We start from the raw sequence: 16430 nt of genomic DNA, 5'->3' as shown, positions 1-16430 counted from the left end.
TTGTTGCGGGCCTTGCTGCGAGCTTTGTTGTAAGTTAAATTGGGAACTTAATTGATCTCCGTTCGAGGAGGCGGTAGAAGGTGCAGATACAGACCATGCAGATCCGCCCGAGCCTCCCAGCTGATCCGGCCTACTGTTCGTGGCCATGGCACCTTGTGATGCAGCTGAATCTGCTTGCTGTGTGGAATTATCACCTTGCAATATTTGACTATCGTTCAAGAGCGACTCCATCATAAAATCAGTTATAATCGCCTGGTCGGCTAGTCCATCCGTATATACTAATGCGATTCTTTGCTCGCCCTTGCCCCCAACTCGCAATTCACGAATCACAATATCAGAGCTATTGCCGAGCTTCGTCCGAATATAATCCAGATTGCGTTGTAAGCTTGCTTGCAGCTGATCCATAGACGTCCTTCCTCGCTTCTGCAGTTGATCGCATGCCTGCTTGTTGTGCTGCTGGCCTTCCGCCGACAGCCATAGATTCTGCTTTCCAGTATTGCCGTGCATTCAGCCAGTTAAACCGCCAGTCGATTCATACCCGCCCCCTTAGTCGACAGGCCTTCCCCTCAGTGATACTATGAGAGTAATATATGCTACCAAGATTATGCCAGCACGCTGGAAAGATGCATGCCGGCTCATACAGGAGGGACAGCCAACATGGCGACACGAACCAGAGGAATGACGCTCGTATATACAGGTGATGGCAAAGGGAAGACGACAGCAGCAGTCGGGCTATGCGTCAGAGCGGTTGGACATGGCTTCAAGGTACTGATGCTCCAGTTCATCAAGAGTCCCAAGCGCTCTTACGGAGAACAGGCTTCGCTGGAGAAGCTGGGTGTTGAAGTAAGACAGCTGGGGATCGGATTTACTTGGCTGAAGACACCGGAGGAGCATCGTGAAGCATTCAAGCAGGCATGGGCGATTGCGAAGCAGGAGATCCAGTCTGGTGATTATGATCTCATCGTACTGGATGAATTGAACAACGCACTTGCAATTACAAGCTTCCCGATTGATGATGTTCTGCCAAGGGCTGAGGTCGTCGAAGTGATTAAAAATCGTCGCGAGCATCTGAATATCGTGATAACAGGACGTTCAGCTTGTCCGGAAATCATGGAAATTGCAGATCTCGTATCGGAAATTCAGCCCGTGAAGCATTACTACGAAGAAGGCATTCCTGCCGTGCTGGGACTTGAATTTTAATTCATTCTATCTATCTCTCGATTATTCCCTTCATCAAGGCTGCATGTCCCTACGATCTCTACCTGGAGACAAGCAGCCTTATTCTATTACCTGCATCCCTCTTAGCAAACCGCGGCAACACTCCGATGACCCTGACTTACTTTCCATCATTCCTCATTGCACAATTTGCCTATTTTTTTATTGAAATGAGGGTAATTATCCCTCTTTTTTCCATACCATATAGATTGTTACTTCAACCATTTACCACTTTACTATAATATAGAAAAAAAGATGAAACAGCTTCTTTCCACCGCAGACAGGAGGATCGTTTATGGGAAAAACTATCGCAATCATCGGAAGCAGCGGAGGCAACCTATACAACTCAGGGGGCAAAGACCCTCTAAAGCTACTCCAAGAACTTGTCATTCAATTGGAGAGTGCCGAAATCAACTGCGGGGCAATTCAATTCGTCGGCGCAGACGCATCAATGGACAATGCCAAGGGCTCTACGCAGGCTGCCCTGTATGGCTGGAATGAGTCGCTCCAGACTCCGAAGCGACTTGCAGAAGGATCACTAGATGAGATCAATCAGGTTGCCACGCAATTGGATCAAGATATTGCGGCGCAGATTCGCCAGGGTCGTATTGGCGCACTCATTATGATGAGTGCAGATCCTACCCGCACCAACGCATATGCCGTGGAAGCAGCGATAGATATGAATCTGCCGATCACAGGAACTGGCGGCACGTCCATGGCTCTCACCAGTGCCAAGGGAGCGAATGTGCTGGCCGTGTCTGGCACGACCGGAACGACGAATCGTACAAGAGCAGTCACGTTCGTGACCACACTATGTCAGCATTGGGGATTGACCTATCGGCCAATTATCGGCGCAACTGCTGATGCCACATCTGGCAGAACTGGAGAAGGCTCGCCCTGGAGACGCATTAGCATACGCGGCATTATGCTCGCCTCTCTGCCCGGCTTTATTGCGATGGCACTGCTGCTTGCCTTAAGTAAAATCCCTGCACTGGCCGGACTTAGCGAGATATTCGACATTATGATCAAGGCGCTCCCTGTCATACTGGCAGCTATTGCAGCGAAGCAAATCTCGGATCTTGATGAGGTATCCATCGTCTCAGGTATCATCGCTGGAGTCATGTCTGTCGAGGGCGGCATTATTGGAGGAATCATTGGGGGAATTGGGGCTGGACTGCTCGGGCACGCCCTCTTTCGTAAATGTGTGCAGTGGCGCTTCCCTGCTACAACTGTCAACATTGTCGCCGGCGGACTCTCCGGCTTAATTTCTGGGCTTATCGTCTATTTCATGATTGCTCCAATCGCCCTGCAAGCCGGTGAAGGTATTCGCTGGCTGCTGGAAGCAGCTGTATCTACAAGCTCAATACTAGCCGGACTGCTCGCTGGACTGCTCATATGGCCTGCCATTCTAGGCGGTGTATATCATGCAGCCATCCTGCCCATTGTCCTGCTCGAAATGGAGCGGACCGGGAATAGCTTCCTTGGAGCTGTAGACATGGCTGGACTTGTCATGGTGTCTGCCGGTATCACGTTAGCGAATATAATTGCCCCTCGCGATAAGGGAGAAGCAGCCGTCGCCGTACCTGGCTTTCTGATTAATATCGGGTTCGGCACATTCGTAGAAGCAGCGTATCCCTTCATGTTCTCGAACAAATTCATCTTCGGCGGTGCTATCGTATCCGCAGGACTGGGCGGCTTATTGGTCGGAATGTTCGAAGTACAAGGCACCGCATACGTTCCTTCGTTCATGGCGCCTCTGTTATCCAATAACATGACTGGATTCATCGTTGCGATGGTCGGGAGCCTCTTATCTGCCTTCATGATTACTTTGACCGTCAACCAACTGTCACGCAGATCCAAGCGGCTTGAGCATGTGACCAAGCAAGAGGTGCAGACCGACAATCTTGCCGGATAAGCCAAGCATTCATATCACAACCTTCAACCCTTCACCAAACTAAAAAGCGCTGGAGACTTCGCGAACCATTCCGCTTGCTCCAGCGCTTCTGTATGTGGACATACATATAAATAAAAATTACATGATATGAGTTCAACTGTGCACAAGATACAAGTCTATGACGTTACCGCTTGCGAATCATGAACAAGTAGCTCAGTACCGCGCCAAGTCCGCAGCATGCAATAACAACACCCATCGGAACGGCTGTATGGCTGCCGGCAATGCCGACAAGCGGAGCAGCAAGCGAGCCTGCAATGAAGGACATCAAGCCCAGCATAGCCGATGCGCTGCCCGCTCTCTCCCCTTGGCTTTGCATCGCTAGAGAGAAGCCTGCCGTATTGACCACCCCTGTACTCGATACAACAATGAACAGGGCGATGACAACTGCAATTAACGGTGCCTGCAGCAGTATCGCAGCTAAGAGCAGCAAACCACCGCTAACGGTTTGAACAATTCCTGCAATGAAGAGCCGCTTCTCATGGAAGCGAGACGCCAAGCGACCCGTAATTTGTGTCGCAATGATGAGCCCAAGGCCATTGAGTGCGAAAAACAGGCTGTATGCTTGCGGGGATGCGCCGTAAATTTCCTGCAGCACAAAGGGTGATCCCGATATATAACCGAACATCGCAGCGAAAACGAAGCCTTGTGTGCAGGCATATCCCATGAATTCACGATCAGACAGCAGTGTACGGAAGGTTGCCATCGTCGTGCGCAGACCGCCGGTAGAACGGCGCTCAGGCTGAAGTGTCTCCGGCAAACCGAACCATGCGGCGATCATCATAAGCAGACCGAGCAAGCCGAGCACGATAAACACCCCATGCCAAGTCGTAAACTTAAGCAGCTGCCCTCCAGCAATCGGCGCTAATATTGGAGCCAAACCGTTAATAAGCATGAGCAGGGAGAAGAACTTCGTCAGTTCACTGCCCGAATACATGTCGCGCACCATGGCACGGGCAATGACAATGCCTCCAGACCCAGCCATGCCCTGAATGAAGCGGAGAGCAATCAGGCCCCCTATGGACGGAACAACAGCACATAGAATAGAAGCTATCACGTAAATGGCGAGTGAGAGGATCAGCGGCTTCCGGCGCCCTCTTGCGTCACTGAGGGGCCCCAGCATCAACTGACCAAGAGCTAAGCCCATGAGACAGGCAGTTAAGCTCAATTGCGCGAAGGAAGTGCTCGTCTGCAAGTCACTCGCCAACATCGGCAAAGAAGGCAGATACATATCAATCGACAACGGACCAATCGCTGTCATCGATCCAAGAATAACGGCCATGGACAGCCTCTGCTTCCGAGTAGGTGCAGACATGGCTGAGGCCGTATTACTGTGTTGCACAGGTATACTCATAGATGGTTTTTCATTTCCTTTCTTCAATCGTAATCACCGCTGAAACCAACAATACAAGATATGTCAATTTCAACCTACATACATGTAACCATTATAGTTACAACATTACAGCGAATCAACCCTAAATCCTGTAAAGCTCTCTGTTCCGTATTGATAGGCAAATAACAACAGCCCCCACTTCATGTAAGAAATGAGGGCCGCCGCTCGCTTGACCTGCCACGAGGCAAGAAGCGCATCTATTCATGATGATATCGATTAATTGCGAATGAGATAATCGAATGCACCCAATGCTGCTGTAGCACCAGATCCCATCGAGATGATGATCTGCTTGTATGGGCTATTCGTGCAATCGCCGGCTGCAAATACACCAGGTACGCTTGTTGCACCATGGCTGTCTACTACGATTTCACCCATGCGAGTGCGCTCAACGGTATCAGCTAACCAGTCTGTGTTCGGCACAAGACCGATTTGTACGAATACACCTTGCAGCTCAACATGCTTCGTCTCCCCCGTAGCGCGATCGATATAGGAGATGCCGTCAACCTTATCTGTACCGGTAATTTCTGACGTTTGCACGTTCTTCAATACCGTTACATTCGGTAGGCTGTACAAGCGGTCTTGCAATACAGCGTCGGCTTTCAGTTCTGGAGCGAACTCAAGTACCGTCACATGTTTCACAATACCTGCAAGGTCAATTGCGGCCTCAATACCAGAGTTCCCGCCGCCAACGACTGCAACATCTTTGCCTGTGAACAGAGGCCCGTCACAGTGTGGACAGTAAGCTACCCCTTTGTTCTTGAACTCAGCTTCACCAGGGACGCCGATGTTCCGCCAACGGGCACCTGTCGATACGATTACGGTCTTACTTTTCAGTACAGCACCGTTTTCGAGTTCAATTTCGATAAGATCCTTCTTCTCCAAGCGTTTTGCACGCTGAAGCTTCATGACATCGATATTGTACTCTTTCACTTGATTTTCAATATTCGCTACGAGCTGAGGACCTTCCGTGTATTTCACACTGATGAAGTTCTCAATGCCAAGCGTATCATTGACCTGACCGCCGAAGCGCTCTGCAACGATACCCGTGCGGATCCCTTTGCGTGCTGCATAAATCGCCGCACTCGCACCGGAAGGCCCGCCGCCGATAACAAGAACATCGAATGGATCTTTATTATCGAACTCGGATGCATCTGGAGCTGTACCGAGCTTAGCCAGAATTTCTTCAACGGTCATACGTCCGCCGCCGAAGAATTCGCCGTTCAGGTATACGCTAGGGACAGACATAACATCCTTGCTCTCTACCTCTTCCTTGAATACGGCACCGTCAATCATCGTGTGCGAAATGCCAGGGTTAAGAATGCTCATCAAGTTCAGCGCCTGCACAACATCCGGACAGTTATGGCAGCTCAGGCTGATATAAGTTTCAAACTTATATTCGCCGCGAATGCTTTTAATTTGATCAATCACACTCTGCTCTACCTTCGGAGCTCTTCCGCTCACTTGCAGCAAAGCCAATACCAAAGAGGTAAACTCATGACCAAGCGGAGTACCGGCAAAAGTAACGCCTGTATCTTCACCTACACGGTTCACACTAAAGCTTGGAGTGCGGGACAACTGTGTCTTCTCCACAGTAATCCGAGACGACATGCCAGCGAGTTCCTCCACCAAGGACAGCATCTCCGAAGACGCATCATCAGAGCCAGCGCTGACCTTGAGAACAATATCTCCCTCAAGAAGCTGGAGATATTGTTCTAGTTGTGCTTTGATATCTTGATCTAATGCCATTGTAAGGACACTCCTTAGATTTTACCCACGAGGTCAAGGCTTGGCTTCAATGTTTTGCCGCCTTCTTGCCATTTCGCTGGGCAAACTTCACCTGGATTGTTGCGAACATATTGTGCCGCTTTGATCTTGTTGATAAGAGCACTTGCATCACGGCCGATGCCGCCAGCGTTGATTTCAGCTGCTTGAATGATTCCATCTGGGTCGATAATGAACGTACCGCGGTCTGCAAGACCTGCTTCTTCGATCAATACGTCGAAGTTGCGGGATACGATATGGGATGGGTCGCCGATCATAATATATTCAACCTTGCCGATAGCCTGGGAGCTTTCATGCCAAGCTTTGTGCGTGAAGTGTGTATCTGTGGATACGGAATACACTTCAACACCCAATTTCTTCAGCTCTGCATATTGGTTTTGCAAGTCTTCGAGCTCAGTAGGGCAGACAAATGTGAAGTCAGCTGGATAGAAGCACACTACGCTCCATTTACCTTTGAAGTTCTCTTCTGTAACTTCGATGAATTGACCTTTTTGGAATGCATTTGCTTTGAATGGCAGTACTTCTTTTCCGATAAGTGACATAGTTACTATCTCCTCTACTTTGATTTATGGTTTATTTAGAGCATGTCGGTAACAACACACTCAGTAACACACTTTATAATAATTATTATTAACTAAACGATTCAATCTGTCAAGCTATTTTATAATAATTATAATGTGAAAATGATATTCTTTCTCAATTAGGTCATAATTCAGACATACCTTCTTCATTATGCTGTTAAATAAGGCGAAGTATTCATTTCTCATTCTCAGGTGAATGCCGAGCTGCAGTTCAATGCTACTTATTTATTACCCTATTTGAACCGTTAGCAATCTCCTTCATTAGAAATTCGATCACCCTGTCCATCTTCCTTCCTGTTTACGAAAAACATCGGGAACGATAGCAAAGAAAATACTCATATTGAAAAAATAGCACCAGAGTCTCACCCTGATGCTACCCTGACTTTTTCTAATTCTTCTATATAGAAGCATACAAAACAAAACCTCAAACGCTATGAAAATTACAGTAACCCTTTGCCTGGGCGATCTAAATGATACAAGTTGCGGTAGCGCGGATATTGCTCCATAAGCTCGGCATGCGTACCATGCATTTCCACCTGGCCATTTTCGATAAATACGATCTCATCCATCTGCTCAACACCAACAAGATGGTGGGTAATCCAGATGAGCGATTTGCCCTTCATCGTCTCGAACATGGTCGCCAGCAGCTCCCGCTCCGTCTTCGGATCGAGACCAACTGTCGGCTCATCGAGGATGACGACTGGCGTACGCTGAAGCAGTACGCGCGCCAGCGCGATACGCTGCCGCTCCCCTCCGGAGAAGCGCTGTCCGGTCTCCATCATCGCCGTATCATACCCTCTCGGAAGAGAAGCAATAAGTGTATCCAGCTTCACTTGTTCCGCTACCTGACGAATCTCTTCATCCGAGGCACTGCGCCGTCCTAGACGAATATTGTTCGCTACTGTCGTATCGAATAGATGTGGACGTTGATTTAGCACAGACAGAATCTCTGGGATATGCTCACCATACTCGTCAGCGCGAACATTATTGATCATGACGCTTCCAGACTCCGGCATAAGCGCACCTTGAATTAAGGTAGACAATGTGGACTTGCCGGCACCGCTGCGTCCGATAAGCGCAATCTTCTTGCCTTGCGGCACATCAAGTGATACCCCATCAATCGTTAAGGAGGCCGATCCTGCATGCCGGAAGCTGACTTGATCCAAGCGGATATGGGTAGACTCGCGCGCTTGCTGCAGCAGTTCTGGCTTCACATTCGCTGCGCTGCCGACAGTTTGTTCCACAGGCGCCTCTCCCATGCCCGACAGACGTTCTAACGAATCTTCATACTGAGGAAGCTTCTCTACTGCTTCCGATACCGGCAGGAAAGCTTCCATTAGAGGGAATACAACAAGGCCGAACGCCGCAATCATGACGGCAGGCATATTTCCATCAGCCGCTTGACCGCCAGCCCAGTACACCATCGTAATGACCGTCAAGCCGACGACAGACTGGGCAATGAGTGTCCGCCACCGCGCCCACATCCGTAGATCTCGGTCTATACGGGCCACTCGCGCCTCATCCGTTTCATACGAATCGACGAATTGGGGAGCTCGGCCGCTAATGACCCAATCGCTCATACCAAGTACCGCATCCGTCAGCTTCCGATATAGCCCGCTGCGCTCCTGCTTCATTAGGCGGTGCTTCCGACGTGTGAACCATAGCGATATCCATGGCAGAATGAAGACGAGTACGGCAATATATAGTGCCATCAGCAGTGCGAACGGGAGATCGAACCAGCCGAGGGCTGCGATCCCTGCCGCATACATTACAATCGCGACAATGCTCGGAAAAATAGTACGTACATAGACATTTTGCAAATGTTCAATATCATCTGCCAGCACGCCAAGCACATCCCCTGTGCGGAATCGGGAGCGAATGAATAAAGCTTGCGGCTCCAAAATCCGGTACAGGCGAACACGCATCTTCGATAAGATGCGAAGCACGGCATCATGACCTACAAGCCGCTCTACATAATGCACGACGGCTCTGCCAATACCAAATGTGCGCACAAGCACAATCGGTACATACACCATGAGGATGTTCTCCGGACGTGCAGCTGATTTGGATATCAAGAATCCAGAGGTGAACATGAGCGCACTCGCGCACAGTACTGTCAGCATGCCGAGGAAAATAATGAGCGCGAAGCGACCGCAGTAGCGCCGCAAATAAGGGCGCAGCCATTGATTCTGTTCACGTGTCATGATATCCCCTCCTGCTGCGAAATCAACATGCTGTAATACACGCCTTGGCGTTCAAGCAGCTCCTGGTGCGTACCTGCCTCTGCTACCTTTCCATGATCCATGACGATAATCCAATCCATATCTTCCATCCAATGCAGGCGATGCGTCGCAAGGAAGACCAGCTTGCCTTCGAACAGCGATAGCATCGTCTGCTTCAGCTCATATTCTGTCTCAATATCCAGATGGGCCGTAGGCTCATCCAGCATCATAATCGGTCTGTCGCTCAGGAATGCACGAGCAAGCGCCACACGCTGCTCCTGTCCGCCGCTAAGAGAGCGGCCTCCATTGCCAATAAGCTCATCCCGACCATTTGGCAGCTCAGCAGTCAATGTAGACAAACCAGCGGCTGCAAGGGCGCGATCCACTTCTTCATCAGAAGCTTCAGGCGCATAGAATCGGATATTGTCCGCGAGCGACACGTTGAAAAGATACGGATGCTGAGGAATATAAGTCGTCAGCTGACGCCAAGCTTCCTCATCAAGCGATGGCACATCCACGCCGTTCAAGGTGAACTGTCCTGATGTCGGACGAAGGAAACCGCCAAGCACATCAATGAGCGTAGACTTGCCCGCCCCGCTCTCGCCGACAATGCCGACTTTCAAAAGCCCCGTCACCTCACACGCTACATCCTTCAGTGAAGACGGTCCATCCGCTTCATGCTTCACACCTATACCGGACAAGGCGATTGTGCTATCCTTCGTCCAAATAAGAGAGGACGGAAGCTGTGAGGCACTTTCTCCTACTTCAGTTTCATGTTTAATGATCGCATCAATTGCTTTTCCAGCTTCTTTCCCGTTCAATGTCGCGTGATAATCCGCGCCAACCATGCGAACAGGCAGGAAATACTCAGGGGCTAGAATCAGCACCGTAAGCCCCGTCACCAATGTCATTTCTCCATTAATAAGACGAAGACCCAGGCCGACTGCTACAGAGGCAACGGATAACATCGTAAAGAAGTCAAGGGCGAAGGAGGAGAGAAAAGCAACACGAAGCGTACGCATTGTCGCAGAGCGATACTTGTCACTCACTTGCCCAATCGTATCACTGTGCTTGCGGCTCTGCCCCAGAAAACGAAGCGTCTCCAAGCCTCGAAGCGCATCGACAAAGTGGTTCGATAAAATGCGGTACGACTCCCATTGTCGATCCATCTGCTTGCGCGCAGCAAGCCCAACCAGTATCAGAAATACAATCAAAATCGGCAGCGTCACAATCAAAATAATACCGGACGCCGTATCTAGCGTGAGTACATAGAATAGGATGAGAATTGGCGTAATGCCCGTACCCATCATCCGAGGAAGAATCAGTTCCACATACGTGCGGAATTGGGAGACCCCTTCAAGCACAAGAGTTACGAGATTGCCCGTACCTTCTGACTTGGCAAAGCGAGGTCCATACTGGAACAACTTATCCATCAACTGACGCCGCAAGTTTACCCCTGTCTTCTCGGCGAAGTTGTAGGCTACCTTCTGCATAAGCAAGGTCGTCACTTGACGGACGGTAAACGCAAGCAGGAACAGACCCATATTTGCGGCTTGTTCCTGCAACGGCGCGCCGGCAAACAGGGCGGAGATAACCTCCGCCAGCTTGATTGCCAGACCTATGATGGATAGTGTTTGCACAAGAGTAAGGACGGCAATGATGAACATCGTCGGCCTTGCCCCTTCATACTTGAGCAAATTTTTATCCATTAGTATTCTAAATGCTCCTTCTCGTGAAGCCGTTTATGAAAGACGAAATAACTCCAAATTTGATATCCTAGCACGAACGGCAGCAAGGTTACAGCTACGATCGTCATCACTTTCAATGAGTATTGCCCAGAAGCTGCGTTATGAATCGTTAAGTCAAATGCCTTATCAATCGAGCTAATCATAACACGCGGGAATAATCCGATAAAGACTGATGCGATCGATAGAATGATAACCCCGCCTGTCATGCCAAATGCCCAGCCATCGCGCTTCTTCGCCATGAAGTAGCCAGCGAGCAAATAGACAATAACTCCAACTACAGCGACAGCCGCTAAGATCCCACCACGAACCTCAAATACATCCGTCTTGAAGTACGTCATAGCACCGAAAGCAACAAGCAATACCGCCAAAGGCACAAGCAGCATCTTCGCTTGCTTACGAGCGCGCTCCTGCAAGGAGCCAATTGTGCGCAGTGTTGTGAACATCAAGCCATGCACGAGACATAGTACCGTCACGGTTACCCCGCCAAGCAACGTGTACACATTCACCATATCGAACAGTCCAGCCTTCATTTCCATCTGGCCGTCAATTGGCAAGCCTTGAATCAGACCCGCGAATACTACCCCGAACAAGAATGGAGGAAGCAGACTTCCCAAGAAGATCGCCCAGTCCCAGGACTTCTTCCAGCGTTCTGTCTCTTTCTTGCCGCGGAATTCGAATGCGACACCGCGTCCGATCAATGCAAGCAGTACAACGACAAGCGGCGTATAATATCCGCTGAACAGCGTAGCATACCAGTTCGGGAATGCTGCGAACATCGCCCCGCCGGCCGTAAGCAGCCATACTTCATTGGCATCCCAGAATGGACCGATCGAGTTGATTAATACGCGTTTCTCTCCATCTGTACGGGCCAAGAACTTTGTCGACATGCCGACACCGAAGTCGAAGCCTTCCAAGAAGAAGAATCCGACAAATAACACTCCAACTAGTAGAAACCACAATTCATTAAGAGATAACATGTTGTCCCTCCTGATCAAACGGGTCATTCGAATGTTCTGCCTTCAACACTTCATTCGGACCCTTTTTGATGACACGAACGAACAAATACACAAGCACGATAGCAAGTACGGTGTAAATTGTCGAGAATGCGATAAGCGAGAATAGCACTTGACCGCCCGACACGCTCGGCGAAATACTGTCTTCTGTCCGCATGAGACCGAATACCGTCATGGCTGACGACCAATTTCCGTCATAATCCAACCTGCTGTATTCGCAATGAACGGCAATGAGATTGCATAGAGCATGAAACGCATAAACCACTTATTCGGATTGCCCAGCTTCTTGCGTGCTGCCAAGAACCAGCCATACATGCCAAGCAGAATCATCAATGTTCCGGCAAGAACCATGATGCGGAAGCTCCAGAATGTTGTCTTCACCGGTGGAATGTAATCGCCTGGGCCATACAGTTGTTCATATTCCGCTTGCAATTCCTTCATCCCGCGGACTTCGCCGGAGAACTTACTATAAGATAGGAAGCTAAGCAAGTATGGAACTTTGAATTCCATGCTGTTCTCTTGCTTGTCTGTATTGATTGCTGCAAATACCGTCCACGGCGCAGGGTCGCCACTTGTTTCCCATAAGCCTTCACTTGCCGCCATCTTCATTGGTTGGGTATGCATCAAATATTGTGCCTGCTGGTGACCGAAAACCGCAACCAGAATGGAAGAGACCGTAGCTACGATAACACCAATCTTGAACGATTTTTGGAAGAAAGAAACGTCCTGCTTCTTCAGCAGTTTATAAGCACTCACCCCAGTGATGAGGAACGCTCCTGTTGCAAATGCACCGAAAATCGTATGCGGGAATTCAACAAGCAGCTGACCATTTGTCAGCAGCGCGAAGAAATCGTTCATTTCCGCACGGCCATTGTTAATCTCGAATCCGACCGGACGCTGCATGAAGGAGTTCGCCGCCAAGATCCACAAGGCGGACAACGTTGTACCGATGGCTACAAGCCAAATGCACAAGCAGTGCACCTTCTTCGATAAGCGATCCCATCCAAATATCCATAATCCGATAAACGTTGATTCCATAAAGAATGCCAGCAATGCTTCAATCGCAAGCGGCGCACCGAACACGTCTCCGACGAAGCGAGAATAGTTCGACCAGTTCATCCCGAACTGGAATTCCTGAATAATACCTGTGACAACACCGACACCGAAGTTAATGAGGAACAGCTTCCCCCAGAACTTCGTCATCTTCTTGTACTCTTCATTTCCCTTGACGACATACATCGTCTCCATCATTGCGATGAGCAATGCTAGACCAATCGATACCGGTACGAAGAAGAAGTGAAAAATCGTCGTCGATGCAAACTGAATGCGCGATAATAAGATCGTATCCCACATATCGTTGTCCTTCCACCTTTCTATTTATACTCTCAATTCCTATGCTGAATAGGCTGTAATGCCTGCGTCGAACACGGGATCAATGACGTTGATTACATGTTCCAGTTGTATTCTGTCAGATACAGAAACGCTGCAATGTGATATTAATCACAATTTTAAAGCAATTACTTGATCAAAATAAGAACATTGTGTCGAATTTCACAAATATGTCGAAAAAAAGTGAAAAAAAGAAGAAAAAAGACATTGTGCCTTCTTTCCTCTTTACAAGCAGCCCGCAGTGTGCTGCACCTTTTTACCAAAAGTTATTCTGAAATTTGTCACGAATTTGGGCATGTCACATTGCTGTCACAACAATGTATTTCACTGCATCTATTTTTATTTATACAGGTCGATCGTATCAATCTTGCGAATCGTCAAGTAACCAATCACTATACCAAGCGCAGCAAAAGCAAATGGCACTGCAATAATGGACCACAGAGTAAATCCGCCAGTCGACGAGCCTAGAAAGCCTGCAATTAGAATGGAGCTCGTAATGGTCGCCGCCGCTGAATATTTGCGCATGCCGAACCATAATGGAATCAGACTTAAGCAGCTGGCTGCTAAAGAGTTGATAACACTAGTTGTCACTTGATGCGCGACCATACTTATTGTCGCCGTGCCAGGTACAGTGTGCGCATAAGAATTGTATAAGAGGAATCCACTGATTAGTACAATATTTGATAGAATAATGGCAATGAAGGTGTACAAGACCACAATGATCAGCTTAGCTGTCATGAGCTTTTTCCGTGGAATCGGGTACATGAACATGACCGTTATAGACTTGCTCTTGAACTCATCAATAACCATCCGGCTTAGCAATACCGAGGCCGTAATAATGAAGGCTACCTTCACAAACGTATCGATGATACTGAATACCTCGGATATATCATGGAACGCGATATCGCTTGTATCTCCATAGATTCCAAGCAGAATAAAGAGGAAAATCCCGATCGTGACATACATGGCCGTACGTATATAGGTAGCAAACCGGAATTTCTTCAGTTCCAGTCGAATGAGCTTATTCACGAGCAGCCCCTCCATTCAACAGCTTCATAAAGTAATCCTCCAAGGAATGATGCTTCTTATGGACAGACTCAACCATGACATCGTTCATAACAAATGCCTTCGTAATATCTTGCTGAGACACCCCCGATTGATAGATACGGATGATCCGGTTGTCTGTAATGCGGAAATTCGAAATATGCATGACTTCTTCAAGCACATAGGCTGCCTTGCTCGCATTATCAGTGATGACCTCAATGAATTCAGACTGCTGCGCCCGGACCCGCTCCATTGGCACTTCCTCCAACAGCACCCCATGGTTAATGACACCGATCGTGTCTGCAACCAACTCCATTTCCCCTAAGATGTGGCTGGAGATCAAGAGCGTAATACCGAACTCGCGTGACAGCTTCTTGAATAGGTCACGTATCTCCTTAATCCCAATTGGGTCAAGACCATTGATCGGCTCATCCAGGAGCAACAGCTCTGGCTTGATCGATATGGCCCGCGCGATGCCTAGACGCTGCTTCATCCCGAGGGAGAAGTCCTTCACCTGCTTGCGTTCAATGCCGTTCAGCCCTACCAGTTCCAATGCTTCCCCAATCGCCTGCTTATTATGGTAGCCCATGTAATCGCAATGAAGCTCCAGATTCTCTTGCGCAGTAAGGCGATCATAGAAGATCGGCTGCTCAATAATCGTTCCCATGCGAGATAGCAAGGAATAGGATGAGGGCGTCATCTTCTCGCCGAACATCTCAATCTCACCGCTCGTTGGCTGCACGAGATTTGTCATCATTTTCATAATCGTCGTCTTCCCCGCGCCATTGGGGCCAAGGAATCCGTATATCTCGCCCTTCTTAATATTCATGCTCACATTCGATACGACATCTTTGCCCTGATAATTCTTCGTCAAACGATGCGTCCGTATAAGGAAGGTCATTTCATTTACCCCTCTCATCTCTTCTGATATCCTCATTGTATCGATGAGCTATTTCTTATTTCTTACCTAATCCTTACGAATTCCTTACGTTCTTTCCGTCTTGACATACAAATAAGGTCCGCAGAGTGCCATACTGGCTACAGCACAGCAAATCTCTTCGAACCTTGTAACCCTTCCTTCGACGATAATAGACCTGAACCGTCTATTCATTCTCAGCCAGCACCAATCGGTTTCTCGTAGAATACCTCAAGATATTCGCAGGAGCTTAATTGTAAAAGTCGTTTTCTTATACGGCTTACTATGAAGTTCTATCGAACCGCCCATTGATTCAGCGAGCCGCTTCGTGATCGTTAACCCCAATCCGCTGCCTTCGTAATTTTTGTTGCGGGAATCCTCCAATGTATACATGCGCTCAAATACACGGTCTTGGTGCTGTTCAGGAATCCCCTTGCCACGATCCCATACATCTACGAATAGATGCGTATCATCACTGCGCAGGGCTATGCCCAGCACACAGCCATCAGCCCCATACTCTATGGCATTGGAAATGAGATTGTTCAGCATGCGATCCAGTGCGTCTTCATTTCCCCTCGCATAAAGAGAGGCTTCCGGAATCTGAATATCAACCTCGAACCCCTTCTTTGTAAGCCGCTCATAAAATTGGAGAATATTCTTGCGGCATAGCTCGCTCATATCGACTCGAGTCAGCTCGACATGCTTGTCCCCAGATTCCAGCTTCGCTAAATCAAAAAAGGTATGTATAAGCTCGATCACTTCTACCGTCTTGCCATGCACCCGTGTGAGCAGGCGATTCCGTTCTTCGTCACTAATGCGCTCACTGCTCAGATTCAGCGTCTCCAAGTAACCAAGTACAACAGTAAGCGGGGTCTTCAGATCATGAGAGATGTTCGATATCATCTTCCTCATCGCGATCTCCGTCTTCGCGTAATTCGCCAGTGCCTTCTCATGATCGACCAGTAATTCATTTATTTGCTCAATGACCCCAATAATCTGCTTATCATCCGTAAACAGCAGAAGCTTCTCGGCAGATTGTGTCCGATGAATATGTTCCAACTTCTTTTGAATTTCTGTTAATTGCTTATTTCGTCTTGAATGATTCACATGCTGCGTGTAGACTACGATCAACAGGATTACCATACATATAGATAAAAGGCCCGTTATCATCATTGC

Annotated in this window: 12 protein-coding genes and 1 pseudogene; 2 read left to right on the top strand and 11 right to left on the bottom strand. The window is 48.6% G+C overall.

What is annotated here, in order from left to right; genetic code table 11:
* Positions 1–507, bottom strand: a 507-nt coding sequence (locus tag BBG47_RS29460) for a spore germination protein (RefSeq protein ID WP_254659830.1), incomplete at its 3' end; no start/stop codon positions are given.
* Positions 508–657: 150 nt separating this feature from the next.
* On the opposite strand from BBG47_RS29460, the gene BBG47_RS14985 reads away from it, so the two are divergent.
* Positions 658–1200 carry a cob(I)yrinic acid a,c-diamide adenosyltransferase gene (locus BBG47_RS14985; protein WP_065292351.1) on the top strand — a complete coding sequence of 181 codons (543 nt, stop codon included), beginning with the start codon at positions 658–660 and terminating at the stop codon, positions 1198–1200.
* A gap of 310 nt (positions 1201–1510) precedes the next feature.
* Positions 1511–3130: a PTS sugar transporter gene (locus BBG47_RS14980; protein ID WP_083189318.1), complete on the top strand. Its 1620-nt coding sequence runs from the start codon at positions 1511–1513 to the stop codon at positions 3128–3130.
* A gap of 163 nt (positions 3131–3293) precedes the next feature.
* On the opposite strand, the gene BBG47_RS14975 is transcribed toward BBG47_RS14980, so the two are convergent.
* The 10 genes and pseudogenes from BBG47_RS14975 to BBG47_RS14930 all read right to left on the bottom strand — a co-directional run bounded on the left by BBG47_RS14975 (position 3294) and on the right by BBG47_RS14930 (position 16421).
* Positions 3294–4520, bottom strand: a complete 1227-nt coding sequence (locus BBG47_RS14975) for a Bcr/CflA family efflux MFS transporter (protein ID WP_083189317.1) — start codon at positions 4518–4520, stop codon at positions 3294–3296.
* Positions 4521–4775: 255 nt separating this feature from the next.
* Positions 4776–6305 (bottom strand): alkyl hydroperoxide reductase subunit F, encoded by a 1530-nt coding sequence (gene ahpF / locus BBG47_RS14970; RefSeq protein WP_065292350.1) that lies wholly within the window; start codon positions 6303–6305, stop codon positions 4776–4778.
* Between the two features lie 14 nt (positions 6306–6319).
* Positions 6320–6883: an alkyl hydroperoxide reductase subunit C gene (gene ahpC / locus BBG47_RS14965; RefSeq protein ID WP_021257326.1), complete on the bottom strand. Its 564-nt coding sequence runs from the start codon at positions 6881–6883 to the stop codon at positions 6320–6322.
* Positions 6884–7362: 479 nt separating this feature from the next.
* Entirely contained in the window at positions 7363–9126 is a 1764-nt protein-coding gene (gene cydC / locus BBG47_RS14960) for a thiol reductant ABC exporter subunit CydC (protein ID WP_065292349.1), read from the bottom strand.
* Positions 9123–10853, bottom strand: coding sequence for a thiol reductant ABC exporter subunit CydD (gene cydD, locus BBG47_RS14955; RefSeq protein WP_065292348.1), 1731 nt, complete (start codon positions 10851–10853; stop codon positions 9123–9125). The genes cydC and cydD overlap by 4 nt, the downstream gene beginning before the upstream one ends.
* Complete coding sequence (gene cydB, locus BBG47_RS14950) at positions 10853–11869, bottom strand: cytochrome d ubiquinol oxidase subunit II (RefSeq protein ID WP_065292347.1); 1017 nt, start codon at positions 11867–11869, stop codon at positions 10853–10855. Before cydB ends, cydD begins: the two co-directional genes overlap by 1 nt.
* Positions 11856–13258, bottom strand: a pseudogene (locus tag BBG47_RS14945) (cytochrome ubiquinol oxidase subunit I). Before BBG47_RS14945 ends, cydB begins: the two are co-directional and overlap by 14 nt.
* Before the next feature lie 375 nt (positions 13259–13633).
* Complete coding sequence (locus BBG47_RS14940; RefSeq protein ID WP_083189315.1) at positions 13634–14323, bottom strand: ABC transporter permease; 690 nt, start codon at positions 14321–14323, stop codon at positions 13634–13636.
* A complete protein-coding gene (locus BBG47_RS14935; protein ID WP_065292345.1) occupies positions 14316–15239 on the bottom strand; it encodes an ABC transporter ATP-binding protein in 924 nt (307 codons plus the stop codon). Before BBG47_RS14935 ends, BBG47_RS14940 begins: the two co-directional genes overlap by 8 nt.
* Positions 15240–15485: 246 nt before the next feature.
* Positions 15486–16421, bottom strand: a complete 936-nt coding sequence (locus BBG47_RS14930; RefSeq protein ID WP_217492506.1) for a sensor histidine kinase — start codon at positions 16419–16421, stop codon at positions 15486–15488.
* Positions 16422–16430: the final 9 nt, after the last annotated feature.

Origin of the sequence: Paenibacillus sp. KS1 (genome assembly GCF_001680695.1) — a bacterium.
Lineage (GTDB): Bacteria > Bacillota > Bacilli > Paenibacillales > Paenibacillaceae > Paenibacillus_B > Paenibacillus_B suaedae.
The sequence above is the reverse complement of the archived record's forward strand: the minus strand, read 5'-3'. Positions and strand labels throughout refer to the sequence as shown.

Coding starts and splice junctions, on each gene's coding strand:
- BBG47_RS14985 (WP_065292351.1), top strand. CDS start 658: ATGGCGACACGAACCAGAGGAATGACGCTCGTATATACAGGTGATGGC.
- cydD (WP_065292348.1), bottom strand. CDS start 10,853: ATGGATAAAAATTTGCTCAAGTATGAAGGGGCAAGGCCGACGATGTTC.
- cydC (WP_065292349.1), bottom strand. CDS start 9,126: ATGACACGTGAACAGAATCAATGGCTGCGCCCTTATTTGCGGCGCTAC.
- BBG47_RS14935 (WP_065292345.1), bottom strand. CDS start 15,239: ATGACCTTCCTTATACGGACGCATCGTTTGACGAAGAATTATCAGGGC.
- BBG47_RS14975 (WP_083189317.1), bottom strand. CDS start 4,520: ATGAGTATACCTGTGCAACACAGTAATACGGCCTCAGCCATGTCTGCA.
- ahpC (WP_021257326.1), bottom strand. CDS start 6,883: ATGTCACTTATCGGAAAAGAAGTACTGCCATTCAAAGCAAATGCATTC.
- ahpF (WP_065292350.1), bottom strand. CDS start 6,305: ATGGCATTAGATCAAGATATCAAAGCACAACTAGAACAATATCTCCAG.
- BBG47_RS14980 (WP_083189318.1), top strand. CDS start 1,511: ATGGGAAAAACTATCGCAATCATCGGAAGCAGCGGAGGCAACCTATAC.
- cydB (WP_065292347.1), bottom strand. CDS start 11,869: ATGTTATCTCTTAATGAATTGTGGTTTCTACTAGTTGGAGTGTTATTT.